General features: G+C 69.4%; 17 protein-coding genes. 11 read left to right on the forward strand and 6 right to left on the reverse strand.

Annotated elements, in window-relative coordinates:
* Positions 1-245 precede the first annotated feature (245 nt).
* Together ACFYVR_RS25200 and ACFYVR_RS25205 are read left to right on the forward strand one after the other, a co-directional pair.
* Positions 246-701 carry a MarR family winged helix-turn-helix transcriptional regulator gene (locus tag ACFYVR_RS25200; protein WP_387478525.1) on the forward strand — a complete coding sequence of 152 codons (456 nt, stop codon included), beginning with the start codon at positions 246-248 and terminating at the stop codon, positions 699-701.
* Complete coding sequence (locus ACFYVR_RS25205; protein ID WP_387478528.1) at positions 694-2469, forward strand: AMP-dependent synthetase/ligase; 1776 nt, start codon at positions 694-696, stop codon at positions 2467-2469. Before ACFYVR_RS25200 ends, ACFYVR_RS25205 begins: the two co-directional genes overlap by 8 nt.
* A gap of 3 nt (positions 2470-2472) precedes the next feature.
* Here the strand turns inward: ACFYVR_RS25205 and ACFYVR_RS25210 are convergent, their stop codons facing one another.
* The 3 genes from ACFYVR_RS25210 to ACFYVR_RS25220 form a co-directional block, all read right to left on the reverse strand.
* Positions 2473-3060 (reverse strand): hypothetical protein, encoded by a 588-nt coding sequence (locus ACFYVR_RS25210; RefSeq protein WP_387478530.1) that lies wholly within the window; start codon positions 3058-3060, stop codon positions 2473-2475.
* 85 nt (positions 3061-3145) lie between these two features.
* On the reverse strand, positions 3146-4051 hold the full coding sequence (locus tag ACFYVR_RS25215) for a TIGR03619 family F420-dependent LLM class oxidoreductase (protein WP_387478533.1): 906 nt from the start codon (positions 4049-4051) through the stop codon (positions 3146-3148).
* Between the two features lie 13 nt (positions 4052-4064).
* Positions 4065-4865 carry an SDR family NAD(P)-dependent oxidoreductase gene (locus tag ACFYVR_RS25220; RefSeq protein ID WP_387478536.1) on the reverse strand — a complete coding sequence of 267 codons (801 nt, stop codon included), beginning with the start codon at positions 4863-4865 and terminating at the stop codon, positions 4065-4067.
* 143 nt (positions 4866-5008) lie between these two features.
* Here ACFYVR_RS25220 and ACFYVR_RS25225 point away from each other — a divergent pair, with 143 nt between their 5' ends.
* Complete coding sequence (locus ACFYVR_RS25225) at positions 5009-6565, forward strand: carboxylesterase/lipase family protein (RefSeq protein WP_387478539.1); 1557 nt, start codon at positions 5009-5011, stop codon at positions 6563-6565.
* Positions 6566-6587: 22 nt separating this feature from the next.
* The gene (locus ACFYVR_RS25230) at positions 6588-7022 is read left to right on the forward strand and encodes a hypothetical protein (RefSeq protein WP_387478542.1); all 435 of its coding nucleotides are present in this window, start codon (positions 6588-6590) and stop codon (positions 7020-7022) included.
* A gap of 67 nt (positions 7023-7089) precedes the next feature.
* Here ACFYVR_RS25230 and ACFYVR_RS25235 read toward each other — a convergent pair whose 3' ends face one another.
* A complete protein-coding gene (locus tag ACFYVR_RS25235) occupies positions 7090-7530 on the reverse strand; it encodes a MarR family winged helix-turn-helix transcriptional regulator (protein ID WP_387478545.1) in 441 nt (146 codons plus the stop codon).
* Positions 7531-7666: 136 nt separating this feature from the next.
* On the opposite strand from ACFYVR_RS25235, the gene ACFYVR_RS25240 reads away from it, so the two are divergent.
* Entirely contained in the window at positions 7667-8857 is a 1191-nt protein-coding gene (locus ACFYVR_RS25240) for an MFS transporter (protein ID WP_387478548.1), read from the forward strand.
* 2 nt (positions 8858-8859) lie between these two features.
* On the opposite strand, the gene ACFYVR_RS25245 is transcribed toward ACFYVR_RS25240, so the two are convergent.
* Positions 8860-10119, reverse strand: coding sequence for an MFS transporter (locus ACFYVR_RS25245; RefSeq protein WP_387478551.1), 1260 nt, complete (start codon positions 10117-10119; stop codon positions 8860-8862).
* Positions 10120-10205: 86 nt separating this feature from the next.
* A complete protein-coding gene (locus tag ACFYVR_RS25250; protein WP_387478554.1) occupies positions 10206-10502 on the reverse strand; it encodes a DUF2470 domain-containing protein in 297 nt (98 codons plus the stop codon).
* Between the two features lie 72 nt (positions 10503-10574).
* Here ACFYVR_RS25250 and ACFYVR_RS25255 point away from each other — a divergent pair, with 72 nt between their 5' ends.
* The 6 genes from ACFYVR_RS25255 to ACFYVR_RS25280 all read left to right on the forward strand — a co-directional run bounded on the left by ACFYVR_RS25255 (position 10575) and on the right by ACFYVR_RS25280 (position 15757).
* On the forward strand, positions 10575-10955 hold the full coding sequence (locus ACFYVR_RS25255) for a VOC family protein (protein WP_387478557.1): 381 nt from the start codon (positions 10575-10577) through the stop codon (positions 10953-10955).
* A gap of 70 nt (positions 10956-11025) precedes the next feature.
* Positions 11026-12174 carry an acyl-CoA dehydrogenase family protein gene (locus ACFYVR_RS25260; protein WP_387478560.1) on the forward strand — a complete coding sequence of 383 codons (1149 nt, stop codon included), beginning with the start codon at positions 11026-11028 and terminating at the stop codon, positions 12172-12174.
* Positions 12174-12671 carry a MaoC/PaaZ C-terminal domain-containing protein gene (locus ACFYVR_RS25265; protein WP_387478563.1) on the forward strand — a complete coding sequence of 166 codons (498 nt, stop codon included), beginning with the start codon at positions 12174-12176 and terminating at the stop codon, positions 12669-12671. Before ACFYVR_RS25260 ends, ACFYVR_RS25265 begins: the two co-directional genes overlap by 1 nt.
* Before the next feature lie 181 nt (positions 12672-12852).
* The gene (locus tag ACFYVR_RS25270; RefSeq protein WP_387478566.1) at positions 12853-13917 is read left to right on the forward strand and encodes an aldo/keto reductase; all 1065 of its coding nucleotides are present in this window, start codon (positions 12853-12855) and stop codon (positions 13915-13917) included.
* A 74-nt stretch (positions 13918-13991) separates the two neighbouring features.
* Positions 13992-14699, forward strand: coding sequence for an NAD(P)H-binding protein (locus ACFYVR_RS25275; RefSeq protein ID WP_387478569.1), 708 nt, complete (start codon positions 13992-13994; stop codon positions 14697-14699).
* Positions 14696-15757, forward strand: a complete 1062-nt coding sequence (locus ACFYVR_RS25280) for a hypothetical protein (RefSeq protein WP_387478572.1) — start codon at positions 14696-14698, stop codon at positions 15755-15757. The genes ACFYVR_RS25275 and ACFYVR_RS25280 overlap by 4 nt, the downstream gene beginning before the upstream one ends.

The raw sequence follows: 15757 nt of genomic DNA on the forward strand, positions 1-15757 counted from the left end.
AGCTCGACGGCTTGAGCCCGGTCACATACCGGGCCCAAGCCCTCGCCGCCTAGGCTTCCGATTACCCAGTCCAACTTCCGGGGACCAGTTCACGTACGCGTGACCCGCACGAAGGCCACCTTCAGCCGGAAGGGTGAGCGAGGTGGGCCAGGGGGATGCTGGGTCAGGGTCAGCGTTGGCCACGTCACCCGAAGGGGTTGGGTCCGGGGGTTTTCAGCGGGAACCGTCGGCGTTATAGTTGCATGATGCAACACAGTGCGGTCGAGCTGGTTCACGAGGAACTGGTGCACCTGGTTCGGCAACTGATGACCGGTGAGCGGACTGCTGCCGGCGCTCCGAGCTTTGCGCAGCATTCCGTCCTCTCGTTCATCGAACGCCACCAGGGCTGCCGAGCGACCGAGATCGCCGACGCATTCGGGGTCCACCGCTCCACGGTGTCGCGGCAGATCCGTGGCTGTGTCGAGAGTGGATGGGTGCGGGCGGAGCCCGGTCCGGTGCGCACCGGCCACCCGTTGACGCTCACCGATGCGGGGAGGCAGGCGCTCGCCGAGGCGGGTAGGCACCGCCTCGCCGAGGTGGCCCAGCGAGTGCAGGGCTGGACGGACGTCGACGTCGACCAGCTCGGGCAGCTCCTGCGCCGGTTCCGAACCGCCACTTCACATCCCGATTCCGACGACACCGGAGGCGTCCCGAATGCGTGAGTACGCGACATCGCCCACTTTCACCATCGCCGACGACGATGCCATGGTGCGAACGGTGTACCGGCATGCCCGGGAAGCGCCGGATCTGGTGCTCTTCTCCCGCCCGAGGGGTGACGAGTGGGTCGATGTCACTGCCGCCGAGTTCGCCGATCTGGTCACGGGAGTGGCGAAGGGGCTCATACAGGGTGGCGTTGGGCCCCGGGACCGTGTGATCCTTCTCTCCGCCACACGTTTCGAGTGGTCGCTCCTCGACTTCGCGATCTGGGCAGCGGGTGCAGTGTCCGTTCCGGTGTACGACAGTTCGTCCGCGGACCAGGTCCGGTGGATTGCCGAGGATTCCGGCGCCACGGTGGCGATCGTCGAAACACTCACCCATGCCGAATCTTTCGTGGGCACCGGCGTTCGGGTGCTGCAGATCGACGACGCGGCGATCGAGACGTTGCTCGCGGCAGGCGCGGACCTCGACGACAGTGCGGTCGAACAGCGTCTCGCGGCAGTTCGAGCGGACGACGTGGCGTCACTGGTGTACACGTCGGGCACGACGGGCCGCCCGAAGGGGTGCGTCCTGACTCATCGCAACTTCCTCTCGGAGGTGCGGGGCATCCTCACCGCGAGTATCGGCGACGTCGCGCGGCCCGGAAATCGGATGCTGACCTTCCTGCCGCTCGCCCACGTCCTCGCGCGTGCAGTCTCGCTGGCGATGTTCGAAGCCGGCGGAACGCAGGCGCACTGGTCCAACTTCGGCACGATTGTCGGGCAGTTCGAGCGGTTCCGTCCGAATGTCATTCTCGGTGTTCCCCGGGTGTTCGAGAAGGTGCGGGACGCGGCGGCGCAGCAGGCGTCGGCAAGTCCTGTGAGTAAGCGCATCTTCGCGTTCGCCGAGGCCACCGGTGTCGAGTACAGCGATGCACTCGACACCGGTGGTCCGTCGGTGTTGCTGCGCGTCAAGCATGCGGTGGCCGATCGGCTCGTCTACTCGAAGTTGCGGGCGGTGCTCGGCGGCGAGTGCTGGTGGGCGATCTCCGGCGGTGGTGCGTTGATGCCCCGACTGGGGCACTTCTTCCGAGGCGTCGGCGTCCCGATCTACGAGGGCTACGGACTGACCGAGTCCACTGCGGCGCAGTGCGTCAATGTGCCTGGCGCGCAGCGGATCGGCAGCGTCGGACGGCCGCTGGGCGGGAATGCGGTCCGGATCGCGGAGGACGGCGAGATCGAGTTGAGTGGCGGCGTGGTCTTCGGTGGCTACTGGAAGAACGACACTGCGACGGCCGACGTGTTCGACGGTCCCTGGTTCCGCACCGGTGACCTCGGTGAGCTCGACGAGGACGGCTACCTCACCATCACGGGCCGCAAGAAGGACCTCCTCATCACCGCCGGCGGCAAGAACGTGTCCCCGGGCCCACTCGAGGACAGGATGCGGTCACACGAGTTGGTCTCGCAGGCCGTTGTGGTCGGGGACGGTCGCCCGTTCATCGGTGCGTTGGTCACCATCGATCCGGACGTGTTCGCACGCTGGTGTAGCGAGAACGGCAAGGGTGACGACGCCACCATCGCCGACCTGCACGGCGACGCAGACCTTCGTGCCGCAGTTCAGGCGGTGGTCAACGACGCGAATTCCACGGTCTCCCATGCCGAGGCGATCAAACGGTTCGTCGTCCTCGATCGTGACCTGACCGAGGAGAGCGGTGAACTGACCGCCACCCTCAAGATCAAGCGGAACGTCGTGGCAGATCGGTTCGCGTCCGAGATCGAGTCCCTCTACGCCTGACCGTCACCAGAGCCGGTAGGCGCTGTCCGAAACCGTGAAGCCGTGACCCGTTCCGCTCTCGCAGGTCACTCCGCTGCCCTGGTCGACGGTGCAGGTGAAGCCCTGCACTCGCAGCGGTGAGCCGTAGGGGAGGGCCTTCGCCGGACCGTCGAAGCGGTGGAAGGCCGGGTCTCCGGCATTGAAGAACTCGCCTGCCTTTCCGGCGGTCACCCTGATCGCGTTCGCGGAAGCGGTGCCGGAACCGCCGGCCGTTGGCACTGCCGGCGCGTCGGACGGGAACTGACCGTGGCAGCCCGCGACCGGTGCGGGAGCGGTGACGACCGCGCACTCGAACTTCCCGCTCGGGCTGGTGAAGTAGTACGAACCGTTCTCGTTGCCCATGTACTCGGCGGCCTGGGCGGCAGGGGCCGCAGTCGTGGTGACCGCGGTCGTCGTGCGAGTGGTCGGGGACGGTTGCGCCGTAGTGGCCGGCGTCTGCGTGGCCGGGACCGGTGCGGGGCCGGCGTTGCCGTCGACCGAGGACGAACACGCTGTGGTCAGCGCGACGCCGCAGAGCACGGTCAACAGCACGTGGGGTCGAGTGGCACGCATTCGGGCCATCGTACGGCGTCGACCGTGCACCCCCCGTCGGCGGTGCACGCGTGATGCGCCGACGACTGCACGCTCGTCGACCGGCTCAGGCGACCGCGGCGCGGAAGGCGCGCACCAGGGCCGGCAACGCGGCCGCGGCGACGTCGGGATCGGCGTCGAGGGCCTGCAACGCGACCACGACGTCGGTGACTCCGAGTTCGACCTGTGCCAGGGCGTTCGCGACGGTCGCGTCGAGGTCGACCTCGCCGCCGGCCGTCCGCTCCACGGTCAGGCGTCCGCGCACCTGCAGGGCGGCCGGATCGCGCCCGGCATCGGCGAATGCCTTGTGCAACAATTCGATACCGTCCGCGAGGTCGTCGTTCGTGGCTCCCATGATGGGAATCCAGCCGTCACCCCAGGTCACGAGTCGGCGGACGACTGGTCGCGAGAGTGTCCCGGACACCCAGATCGGGATGCGCCCACCGGGTCGTGGCGAGCAGTACACGTCGTCGAACGCGATACCGGGCCTCTGCACGGCGGCCGGCGCGCTGTCCCACAGGGCCCGGCACACGGCGAGCGCGTCGTCGAGCAGTGCACCGCGTCGGTCGAAGTCGAGTCCGAGCGCCTCGTACTCCTTTGCCTGCCAGCCGGTTCCGACGCCGAGGTCGACTCGTCCGCCCGACAACAGGTCGAGGGTGGCGGCGGTCTTCGCAAGTGTCGCTCCGCCGCGCAGCGCCGCGATCACGATGCCGGTCCCGAGCCGGATCCGCTGCGTCCGGCCGGCGATCAGCGCGAGAACGGTCATCGGCTCGAGCCACACCGCGTCGGGGTCGGTCGGGAACGGTCCCCAGGTGTACGCGTCGGTGTCCGGGCCCATGACCACGTGATCGGTCACCAGCAGCCGGTCCACACCGGCCACGTCGGCGGCGACGCACACGTCGATCAGGTGTCCGAAACCGTCTGCCGCGAGGAGGTTTCCGAAGTTGGGAACGTTCAAGCTCAGAGTCGTCACGCGAGGGGTCCTCTCAGGGGTTGCGGGGTCGGTTCGTCCAGCCGCCGGTCGGGCGCGGTACCCAGCCGCCCGAGCCGTGGGTGCCGCCGTCGACGTGCACGGTGGATCCGGTGACGAAGCGGGACAGGTCGGAGGCGAGGAAGAGTGCGGCCCCAGCGACGTCGTCGGGGGTGCCGGGGCCGCCGAGCGGCGACCATCGGGGCCACATCCCACGGTCCTCCTCGGGGACCAGGTCGGCGTACGGCACCTGCGGCGTCTCGATCAGGTCGGGGGCGATCGCGTTGACCCGGACACCGGAGGGCCCGACCTCGGCGGACAGCGACCGGGTGAACTGCATCAGCGCGGCCTTGTAGGCGGAGTAGACGGTGTGGCCGGGGATGGCGCGGTGCGCTTCGACGGTGGTGATGTTGACGACCGTGCCGCCGCCGCGCGCGATCATCCCGGGCACGATCGCCTGCGTCAGCCGCAGGACGTGCCCCAGGTTCACCTCGTGCAGCGTCGACCACTGTGCGTCGACGTCGTCGGTGAACGGTTGCGGGGCGCGCACGAAGTGCCCCACGTTGTTGACCAGGATGTCGGCGCGATGCTCGATCAGGGCCGGGTGCACCGGTTCCGTACACACATCCGTCTCGATCGACTCGACGGCACCGCTGTCGAACGCGACGTCCGGAGTGGGCTCGACGTCGGCGACGAGCACGGTCGCGCCGTGCGCCGCGAACGCCCGCGCGACGGCCGCGCCGATACCGCGCGCACCGCCGGTGACGACGGCACGCCGTCCGGTCAGCAGTGGCCCTGGGGTGAACGCTGCAGTCATGTGGTCGATTGCACCGCACGCGGTCGGTGTGTGGCGGTCTCGATCCCGCCCATCGGGAGGCGGCCGCCACGACCCCGTGCCCGCATCCGGCGCCGCTTGGTACGTTGGCGACAGAGGTGACCGCGGGACGGAGGGACGCAGTCGTGCAGACCGACGAGAACGACACCGGCACGTCGACGGAGGCGCTGACCGTCCGGGTCGAGCAGGGGACGGTGCGGGGATACGCCGCGGGCTCGGTGTTCGCGTGGAAGGGTGTCCCGTACGCGTCGGCGGGGCAGGCGCGGCGTTTCCGCAGCGCGCTGCCCGCTCCCGGTTGGGACGGCGAACTCGATTGCCGGGAATTCGGGCCGATCGCGCCGCAGGCGAAGGCCATGCAGGTGCCGATGGACCCGAGGATGGTGCAGGACGAGGACTGCCTGTCGCTGAACGTGTGGGCGGCGCGTCCCGACGGCGAGCCGCGGCCGGTGATGGTGTGGATCCACGGCGGCGCCTACTGTGTCGGAGCGTCGTCGCAGACCGTCTACGACGGCAGGCGCCTCGCCGAGGCCGGTGACCTGATCGTCGTCACCGTCAATTACCGGCTCGGTGTGTTCGGATTCGTCGACCTGTCCTCCTTCGGGGAGGGGTTCGAGTCCAACATAGGCCTGCGCGACCAGATCGCCGCTCTCGAGTGGGTGCGCGACAACATCGCCGCGTTCGGTGGCGATCCCGGCAACGTGACGGTGTTCGGTGAGTCGTCGGGCGCCGGGTCCGTCACCACGTTGATGACGTCGCCGCGTGCGGAAGGGCTGTTCCACCGGGCGATCGCGCAGAGCGCGCCGGCGACCTCGGTGTACGGCACGGAGCGGGCCGCGGCCGTCGCCGCCCGGTTCCTCGAATTGGCAGGCGTCGGTCCGGGTGGGGCGGCGCAGCTCCTCGACCGGCCCTTCGAGGAGCTCACCCGCATCGGGGACAAGCTCCTCGACGAGGTGGTCACCACTGTCCCGGGCACCCTCGCGATGGCGCCGGTCGTCGATCGTGACCTGGTGCCCCGCTATCCGGTCGCGGCGTTCCAGAAGGGATTCGCGCACCGGATCCCGCTGATCATCGGCACCAACCGGGACGAGGCGTCGATCTTCCGGCTGACCCGCTCGCCGATCATGCCGGTCACGGCGGACACGGTGAACCAGATGTTCACCGCGATCGCGTCCGACCATCCGGATCTGCCGCCGACCAAGATCGCCGACATCATCTCGGCCTACCCGGACTTCGCGAAGTCGACCGGGGCGATGGCCGTCTCCCGCGACGCCGCGTTCCGGATGCCGTGCCTGTGGATCGCGGACGCCCATTCGCGGCACTCGCCCACCTGGGTCTACCGGTTCGACCACGCGACTCCGATGCTCCGGGCTGCACGCGTCGGAGCCGGGCACGCGACCGAATTGCCCTATGTGTTCGGCAATTTCGGCACCCTGAACGTTGATCCGAGTTTCTGGCTCGGTGGACGCAAGACGGCGCTCGAGGTCGCGGGCCGGGTGCAGCGGCGCTGGCTCGCGTTCGCCCGACACGGCGTACCCGCCGCACTGGACGCCTCCAAGCACTGGGCGCGGTACACCGAGGAGACCCGGTCGACACTGCTGATCGACAAGTCGGACACATTGGCGTCCGACCCGGACCGCGGTCTGCGGGCGGCGTGGGGCAACGAGGTGATGGGGTTCAGCTGAGCGGGCGGTAGCGTCATGTCCCATGAGCAAGCTGGACGAGGTCGGGGACCGCGAATCGTGGCGTTGTTGGCTGTGTGACGAGCCGGTGGACCCGGACATGTCCGTCAACGATCCGCGTGGCCCGAGCATCGACAGCATCAATACCGCGAAGAAGGGCAAGGGCGGGCCGGAGCGGCTCGCGCACCGGGCGTGCAACACCAAGAAGGGTGCCGTCAAACCGGTGGTGCCGTGGTCGGATTCGCTGTTCGTGATCGACCCCGCGCCGATCATCGGTGTCGTCGAGCAGCTGACGCGCAAGCCGGGACGGGTCGCCGTCGCGCGGTGCCCTTCGAAATCCGACGCCGAGGACGCGTCCGCGTGGTTGCTGGACCGGCTGTCCCGGCTGGCTCCGGACCTGAGTTTCGACACGAGGATCGAACCCGGCGGGGGCGGATTCCTGCTGGTGCTGACCAGATAGGCGCTGCGCCTGTGCGCGATCTGGTAGCCAGAGCGACCAGGATCACGCACAGGCGGCGCCGCGCGAGTCAGTGCAGGGCGTGCAAGGCGTTCACCAGCGGTGCGAGTTCGGGGGTGGCGCACGCCTTGTCGAGTGCCTGCGCGAGGGTGGCGTCGTGGGTCGGCCGGGCGCGGTCGAGCAGGGCTCGTCCGGCCTCGGTGACCTCGGTGTAGATGCCGCGGCGGTCGTCCTCGCACAGGTACCGGGCGAGCAGTCCACGACCTTCCAGCCGGTTGACGAGGCGCGTCGTCGCGCTGCTGCTCAGTGCGGCGGCGCGGGCGAGTTGCGCCATCCGCATGTGCCATCCGTCCTGGCGTCCGAGGGCGTCGAGGACGGTGTACTCGACGACGGACAGGTCGTGTTCGCGTTGCAGGGCGCGTTCGAGTTCGGTGTCGAGCAGTCCGTGCAGGGCGGCGAGCGTTCGCCAGCCCCTGGCGCGTACCTCGACGGCATCGTCCGCGATCGCCACGTCGACCTCCTTCACGTCCACCCCGAGCATAGCCGCTTGCGCGGATAGTCGGCGCATGCAACTATTTATGACGCGTCTGCAACTAATGCAGACGCGTGATATCTGCTCGAGCAATCGAATGTGGAGGACACCTCGGATGCCTCTCGGTCTACTCGCCCTCGCCGTCGGCGGCTTCGGCATCGGGCTCACCGAATTCGTGATCATGGGACTGCTGCCGGAGGTCGCCGCCGACTTCGGGGTCTCGGAGGCCGTGGCCGGACACCTGATCTCCGGCTACGCGCTGTCCGTCGCCGTGGGCGGTGTCGTGCTCACGGCCGCAGCGGGCCGTTTCGACCGCAAGCGGGTGCTCATGGGCCTGCTCCTGCTGTTCATCGCGGGCAACGCGCTCAGTGCGCTGGCATCCACCTACGACGTCATGCTGGCCGGCCGGATCGTCGCGGCCCTGTGCCACGGCGCGTTCTTCGGGATCGGTGCCGTCGTCGCCGCCGACCTGGTCGCACCCGGCAAGCGGGCCGCTGCGATCGCGATGATGTTCACCGGACTGACCTTCGCCAACGTCCTCGGCGTCCCGGTCGGCACCCTCATCGGTCAGCAGTTCGGCTGGCGGGCGACGTTCTGGGTGATCACCGCGATCGGCGTCGTCGCCCTGGCCGGGATCGCGGCGCTCGTGCCCGCATCCGCAGGCGGACGGTCCGGGGCAGGTCTGCGGGCCGAACTCCGCGCATTCCGGTCGCCGCAGGTGTGGTTCTCGATCGCGATCACCGTCCTCGGATTCGGTGGCATGTTCGGGGCGTTCACCTACATCGCCTACACGCTCACCGAGGTCGGCGGATTCGCGTCCACCACGGTGCCGTGGCTGCTCGTGCTGTTCGGTGCCGGCCTGGTGGTCGGCAACACCCTCGGGGGACGCGCCGCGGACCGCGCGTTGACCCCGACCCTGGTCACCCTCCTGATCGCGCTGACCGCCGTTCTGGTCGTCTTCGCGCTCACCGCGGACAGCAAGCCGGCCACGCTCGCGTCGCTGATCCTGATGGGCGCGTTCGGGTTCGCCACCGTCCCCGGCTTCCAGATGCGGATCATGAACCACGCGGCGTCGGCCCCGACCATGGCGTCCGGCGCGAACATCGCCGCGTTCAACGTCGGCAACGCGCTCGGCGCCTGGCTGGGCGGCCTCGCGATCACGGCCGGGCTCGGGTTCACCGCCCCGATCTGGATCGGTGCCGCGGTGACCGCGGCGGGACTGGTGGTGCTGTTGGTGGCCACCGCCGTCGAGCGCACCGCGCCGGGCCGAACCGGCGCCGACCGCGACGTCCCCGTCGCGGCCTGACGTCAGGCCGCGTCCGACGTCCAGGGGGGTTCCGCCTCGACGTCGAGGTCGCGCAGCGCGGGCAGCAGGAAGCAGACCGCCGCGATCACGCAGACCGGAACCGCGAGGACGAAGAACGTCGTGCTCAGCCCGACCGCGTCGATCAGCGGTCCGGCCAGCATGTAGCCGAGCGGACCGGCCGCGTACGCGGTGGACGTCATCACCCCGACGACCCGACCGCGCATGTGCTCGGGACTGCGGGTCTGCATGGCGTAGTTCGCGATCGGGCCCACCGGGCCGTACACCAGACCGATCGCGGCGGCGAGGAGGAGCATCGACCACAGCGGCGGCAGGAACGCCATCCCGATCATGCACGCGCCCAGCACGGTGACCGCGACCAGCATGACGGTCCGGCGCCGCACCCGGGCCGAGAGCGAACCGTACGCCAACGCACCGACGACACCGCCCGTGCTCATCGCCATCAGCACCCAGCCCAGCTGGGCGGGCTGGCCCAGGTCGGTGAAGTAGACCGGCAGCAGCACACTCTCGACCGGCATGTACAGCGCGACTATGGCCATGTCGACGAGCGCGAGGGTACGCAGCAACCTGTTGCGCCACACGAACTTCAGGCCGTCGAGGGTGCCCGACCAGATCGACGACGGACGCGTCCCGTGATCCGGCACGCCGGCGCCGTCGAGGCGCAGGAAGGCGACCGTCGCGATCGACCCGACGAAACACGCCGCCGTGACCCACAGTGTGTTCACCGGCCCGAGGGTCGCGATCAGCACACCGCCGACGCCTGGGCCGACGAGATACGCGACGTTGTAGTTCGCCTCGTAGAGGCTGTTCACCCGGTCCAGACGCCAGCCGGCGGCGCGGGTCGCTGCGGGCAGCATCGACTCCCGGGCCGACATGCCCGCCGGATCGAACGCCGCACCGAGCGCGGCCAGCGCGGCGATCAGCGGGACCGACAGCCCGATCGTGGCCGCGGACAACGGAATCAGGGCGACCGACAGCGCCGACAGCAGATCCGAGACCAGCGAGGTGGGACGGCGGCCGAACCGGTCGACGACGGTACCGGAGAACAGTGACGACAGCAGCAGGGGCAGCGTCGCCGCGCCGGCGACGACGGCCGCGTCGGTGGCACGCCCGGTCTGCTGCAGCACCAGCCACGGCAGGGCCACGATCGTGATGCCGTTGCCGGTCGAGGACAACAGCGTGGCGAGATTGACCAGCAGCAGCGGCGTGAGACGTCGGGTTTCGGTCGCCGTCGGGGCGGTCATGTCGGGGCTCTTTCAGGACGGGGGAGACATGACTCGACGCTAGCCGCCCGGATGGGGCGACGCGACCGATTTTCGCGAGCGGACCGTCAGTGATCGCCCGGTTCGACACCGAGTCGTTCGCACGCCGCGTGGTACAGCGCCACGACCTCGGTCCGGATCGACATTCGATCGCTGACGGTCCCGAGCCAGGGGACACGCACGACGCGCTCGGCGCCGTCGACGGTCGCCACCCACTCGCCCGACGCGGTGTCGAGGCCGGTCATGCGCGCGGCGGTGGCGTCGGGTTCGGCGAATGCACGCACGATCGCGAGGTTGTCGGCGGCGTGATCGCCGTTCATGTGGCCGGTGACCGCGGCGATGACGGCGGCGTCGAAGCTGCTCATGCGCGTCATCGTAGGTGGATCGGTGTGGGGGATCGGTGGCGGCCGTCGAGGGGTCGGCCTACCCTGCGGTCCATGACGCGTCCCACGATCGGCCGTCCCACGATCGAGGTCGACTACACGGTCCTGGACTGCCCGGACCCCGCCGCGCTGGCCGGGTTCTATCGCGACGTCCTCGGCTGGCGGATCACCCGGTCCGAGGGCGACTGGGCGGTGCTGCAGGGTCCGGGTGAGCTGCGGTTGGCGTTCCAGCTCGCGCCGGATTTCGTGCCGGTGCACTGGCCGTCGGAGGGGGTGAAGGTGCACCTCGACCTCGTGGTCGACGACATGGACGCCGCGCAGCGGTGGGTGCTGGACCTGGGCGCCCGGCTGGTCGAGGGCGGCGAGCGGCATCCGACGTTCCGGGTCTACCGGGATCCGGTCGGACACCTGTTCTGCCTCTGCGCCCGGAACTGAACGAACGCTAGCGAGGAGAGCGGCTAGCATGAGCCTCCGGTAGCGGTGTGCGCGAAAAGGCGGTCAGTCGATGAAGAAGTACGTCCCCACCTGGCACGACGACGAGGTTCGGGCGCTGTCCGAGCTCGCGGGCGGGTTCTTCGAGCGCGAGGTCGTCGCGCACAACGAGAAGTGGGACGCCCAGCACCGCATCGACCGTGAGGTGTGGCTCGAGGCGGGCAAGCTCGGTCTGCTGTGCTGCTCGATCCCCGAGGAGTACGGCGGGGGCGGCGGCACCTTCGCGCACGACCTCGCGGTGTTCGAGGCCCAGGGCTACGCCGGAGACCTGTCGCTCGGCATCTCCGTACACAGCGGCATCGTCCCGCACTACATCCTCGCGTACGGCACCGAGGAGCAGAAGAAGGCGTGGCTGCCCGGCATGGCCACCGGTGAGATCCTCGGCGCGATCGGGATGAGCGAGCCCGGCGCCGGATCCGACCTCAAGGCGATCAAGGCCACCGCGATCCGCGACGGCGACGAGTACGTTGTCAACGGGTCGAAGACGTTCATCACGAACGGCTCGTCCGCCGACGTCATCGTGATGGCCGTCAAGACCGACCCGAAGGCCGGCGCCAAGGGCGTCTCCATGCTGATCGTCGACCTGCGCGAGACGCCGGGATTCGCGGTCGGCCGGGTTCTCGACAAGGTCGGGCAGCACGGCGCCGACACCTCCGAGCTGTCGTTCACCGACGTCCGGGTGCCGGTGGCGAACCTCCTCGGCGACCGCGAAGGCCAGGGCTTCGGTCAGCTGATGACGCAGCTGGTGCAGGAGCGGCTGATCATCGCGGCGCAGGCCGTCGGCGCCACCAAGCGGGCCGTCGACGAGACCGTGGCCTACACCAAGGCACGGGAGGCGTTCGGGCACAGCCTGTTCGAGTTCCAGAACACCGCGTTCGAGCTCGCCGAGTGTCAGACCATCGCCCGCACCAGCGAGGTGTTCCTCGACCACTGCATCCAGTCGCACATCGCCGGCGAACTCGATGCCGCCGAGGCCGCGATGGCCAAGTACTGGCTGACGGACAAGCAGTGCGAGGTGATCGACCGCTGCGTGCAGCTGCACGGCGGCTACGGCTACATGCGCGAGTACCTGATCGCGCGGATGTACGAGGACGCCCGCGTGCAGCGGATCTACGGCGGCGCCAACGAGATCATGAAGGGCATCATCGCGAAGGCGCTGTGATGACCGAGCGCGAAGGCGCCGTGATGACGATGACGGAGAAGGGAGTGACCGCGGTGCAGTACGCGGAGGACCTGACGGTCGGTGACGTGATCGAACTGGGCAGCCACACGATCGAGGAGAGTGAACTGCTCGATTTCGCGACCGCGTGGGATCCGCAGGACTTCCACGTCGACGCGGCGATCGCCGAGAAGGGCTACTTCGGTGGACTGATCGCCAGCGGTGTGCATTCCATCGCGGTACTGCAACGGCTTTCGGTGCTGGGCGCGTACCGGAACCTGAGCGTCATCGGGGGCCGGTCCCTGCGCGACGTCCAGTTCCGGCGACCGGTCCGCCCCGGCGACACCGTGACCGGAACGATGCGGGTCGACGGCGTGGTCCTCGACGACCGCGGACGCGGGCTGGTGACCTCCACCGGCCACCTCCGGGACCCGGAGGGCAACGTGGTGCTCGAGATGGTCACCGAGGCGTACGTGCGCCGTCGTCCCGCGGCCGGGTGAGCGCGCCGCCTCGACACTCCATTTTTTCCGAACGAATGTCGAACCGGAACCTCGTTGTTCCGGTTCGGGGTTGCGCACGAGACTGACAGGGCGTTCGCAGTCCGTGGTGCGGCGCACCGCGGACGCCCGAATCGGGCTCCGTGGAAGGAACTTCGAGCAACCCGAAGGATCGGACGGAGCATTGAGTTACCGCACACTCGGCAGGACCGGAGTCAAGGTCAGCCCGCTGACGCTGGGCGCGATGAACTTCGGTTCCCGCGCCACCGGAGACCACGACGAGGCGATCAGGATCATCCACCGCGCGTTCGACGCGGGCATCAACGTCGTCGACACCGCCGACTCGTACTCACAGGGGGAGAGCGAGATCATCGTCGGCAAGGCCCTCAAGGGGCGCCGCGACGACATCGTCGTGGCCACCAAGTTCCACAGCCAGTGGGCCGACGGCGTCAACACGCGCGGCAGCTCGCGACGGTGGATCTTCCAGGAGGTCGAGAACTCGCTGCGCCGCCTCGACGTCGACCACATCGACCTGTACCAGCAGCACAAGCCGGACCCCGACGTCGACGTCGAGGAGACCGTCGGAGCGCTCGACGACCTCGTCCGGCAGGGCAAGATCCGGTACCACGGCACCACCACCAACGAGCCGCACCTGCTGGTCGAGGCGCAGTGGGCCGCGACCCGCACCGGACGCAGCCGCCCGGTCAGCGAGCAGCTGCCGTACTCGATCCTGGCGCGTGGCGCCGAGCGGGCCAGTCTGCCGGTCGCGGCGAAGTACAACCTCGGTGTCCTGACCTGGAGCCCCCTCGCGGGCGGGTGGCTGTCCGGCAGGCACGTCGAGGGGGTCGAGGCGCCCGTCTCCGCGCGTGCCGAGCGGCTCCCGGCGCGGCACGATCCGACGCTGCCGCTCAACCAGGTCAAGCGCGACATCGCGATTCGCCTCGGAAACCTCGCGCGGGACGCCGGAATCACCCTGCCCCAGTTGGCTGTCGCGTTCGTACTCAACCACCCGCAGGTCGACAGCGTGCTCGTCGGTCCGCGGACGATCGAGCACCTCGAGACTCTCCTCGACGCCCCGGAGATCGTCCTCGACGAGTCGGTGCTCGACGCGATCGACGAGATCGTCCCGCCCGGGGTGACCCTCAACCCGGCGGACGAGGGGTGGCGGCCGCCGTGGCTCGGAGCGGACAAGGCGGCGCGTCGCCGTCCGCGTCCGCACGCCGCGTCCGCCGTGCTCGTCGGCGTCTGAGCAGACCGGGCGGCACACCGCCGACAAGGCCGGCCCGACCAAGGCCCGGCCCGACAAGACCCAAGGAGTTCACCATGGTGAACATCGTCGAGTTCAGCCCTGTCCTCGCCGAAGCATCCAATTCGAGTGTCCATCACGTGGCCGGTATCTGGAACTCGCGTGAGCAGACCGAGCGGCTCGCCCGCGAACGCGGACACCACTACCTGCGTCCCGCGGACGGCGCCGTGACCGCATCCGACGCCGAGAGCGCCTGGCGCACAGCCGATGCGCTGATCCTTACGCCCACCGTCGCCGCCCCGACCGGGATGTGGCAGCCCGCCGACGGGGAGGAGGCGGGCCGGCTGATCGGGCACCGCATCCTGGACCCGATCGCCGCCGAACGTCCCGACCTGCGCATCGTCCTCGTGTCGCACTTCCTCGTGGGACACGGTGTCGCACACCGCAATGCGAAGCCGAGTACGTGGAGTCTGCGCGCACTCGAGGCGCACCTGCGTGCGGGGCCGAATCCGTGGACGATCCTGCGGCCGACCTGGCTGTCCACCGTCCACGATCCGTCGTACCGGACCCGGCTGTCGGCCGACCGTCACGCGGACGGCCTCGTCAGCACGGAGAGCGTCGCCGACGCGGTACTCACCGCGATCGAGAACCCGGACGTCTCCACCGGCCGCACCGCCGCGATCTTCAACCTGAGCATCCCCGAGACCGGGACGACCGACCTCGTGTCCGAGTTCGAGTCCATCGAACGCGATGTCGAGGCGCAACTCCTGGCGGTGGCGCGGTGAGTCTTCCTCCTTCCCAGCATCATTGGGAGTCGACCTTCTCCCACGACGACCTCGACAGGCCGATCCCGCCGCGGCGGCAGGTGCTCGTCCTGGCGGGGGTGACCCGCACGCCGGACGACGTCGCGGTCAAGAACCTCGAGGTCGCGCTCCAGGCGGCCGAGGAGCGTTTCGCGTACGGCCCGGACGGCCTGCTCACCACGGTCGGCTGGGGCCCGGCGTGGTTCGACGACTACACGCCCCATCGCGGGCTGATCAACCCCGCCGCGCGGATGTCGCGGTGGGAGGACCCGGTGATCGACACCCCGCACGCGGTCTTCCACCTGGCCAGTGACCACGACGACGTCCTCGACGAGGTCCTGGACCTGCTGTTCGGGGACGGCAACAGTGCGCAGCGCGAGCACCTCGAGGTGCAGGAGGTGCGGCGCGGCTTCGTCGGGGAAGGGCTTCCGACGCAGGCGCTCCCGGACCTGAACATCCCGGCCACGTCGCCGTTGCTGTTCGGGTTCCATTCGATCCACCGCGGCAACCAGGCCACGGAGGAGTCGATCACCATCGCCGACGGCCCGCTCGCCGGAGGTACGACGGGGCACGTCAGCCGTATCGAACTCGACGTCGAACGCTGGCACGCTCACAGCCGGGACGAGCAGGCGGCACTGCTGTACGCGCCGACCGTCACCGCCGAGGAGGCCGAGAAGTTCTCGGACGACGCACCGAGCGACTACCAGTCCTACGAGTCGACCGTCCGCGAACACGGCATCGTGGGCCATGCGCAGGCGGCGGCACGCGCCCGGGTGAACAACGTCCCGGTCATCAACCGCCGCGACTTCGCCACCGTCGACGGCGGCAAGCCCGGAACGCATTTCGTGGCCCTGCAGCGAGAACTGCGGGACTTCAACAACACTCGTGCGATCATGAACGCCGCCGACGGTCCGGGATACCACCGGTCGGTCGGAGCCCGGCGGCGCAACGGCATCAACGCCTTCTTCGACGTCACCCACCGCACCACCCTCGGCATTCCGTCACGCGCGCAACGCGCCTACCCGCATCTGAGGAGTTGA

The organism is Rhodococcus sp. NPDC003318, assembly GCF_042879035.1.
Taxonomy (GTDB): domain Bacteria; phylum Actinomycetota; class Actinomycetes; order Mycobacteriales; family Mycobacteriaceae; genus Rhodococcus_G.

Excerpts from the sequence above, each read along its gene's own strand:
- ACFYVR_RS25230 (WP_387478542.1), top strand. The coding sequence starts at position 6,588 with ATGAGCAAGCTGGACGAGGTCGGGGACCGCGAATCGTGGCGTTGTTGG.
- ACFYVR_RS25200 (WP_387478525.1), top strand. The coding sequence starts at position 246 with ATGCAACACAGTGCGGTCGAGCTGGTTCACGAGGAACTGGTGCACCTG.
- ACFYVR_RS25205 (WP_387478528.1), top strand. The coding sequence starts at position 694 with ATGCGTGAGTACGCGACATCGCCCACTTTCACCATCGCCGACGACGAT.
- ACFYVR_RS25240 (WP_387478548.1), top strand. The coding sequence starts at position 7,667 with ATGCCTCTCGGTCTACTCGCCCTCGCCGTCGGCGGCTTCGGCATCGGG.
- ACFYVR_RS25210 (WP_387478530.1), bottom strand. The coding sequence starts at position 3,060 with ATGCGTGCCACTCGACCCCACGTGCTGTTGACCGTGCTCTGCGGCGTC.
- ACFYVR_RS25275 (WP_387478569.1), top strand. The coding sequence starts at position 13,992 with ATGGTGAACATCGTCGAGTTCAGCCCTGTCCTCGCCGAAGCATCCAAT.
- ACFYVR_RS25260 (WP_387478560.1), top strand. The coding sequence starts at position 11,026 with ATGAAGAAGTACGTCCCCACCTGGCACGACGACGAGGTTCGGGCGCTG.
- ACFYVR_RS25250 (WP_387478554.1), bottom strand. The coding sequence starts at position 10,502 with ATGAGCAGCTTCGACGCCGCCGTCATCGCCGCGGTCACCGGCCACATG.
- ACFYVR_RS25220 (WP_387478536.1), bottom strand. The coding sequence starts at position 4,865 with ATGACTGCAGCGTTCACCCCAGGGCCACTGCTGACCGGACGGCGTGCC.
- ACFYVR_RS25255 (WP_387478557.1), top strand. The coding sequence starts at position 10,575 with ATGACGCGTCCCACGATCGGCCGTCCCACGATCGAGGTCGACTACACG.
- ACFYVR_RS25245 (WP_387478551.1), bottom strand. The coding sequence starts at position 10,119 with ATGACCGCCCCGACGGCGACCGAAACCCGACGTCTCACGCCGCTGCTG.
- ACFYVR_RS25265 (WP_387478563.1), top strand. The coding sequence starts at position 12,174 with ATGACCGAGCGCGAAGGCGCCGTGATGACGATGACGGAGAAGGGAGTG.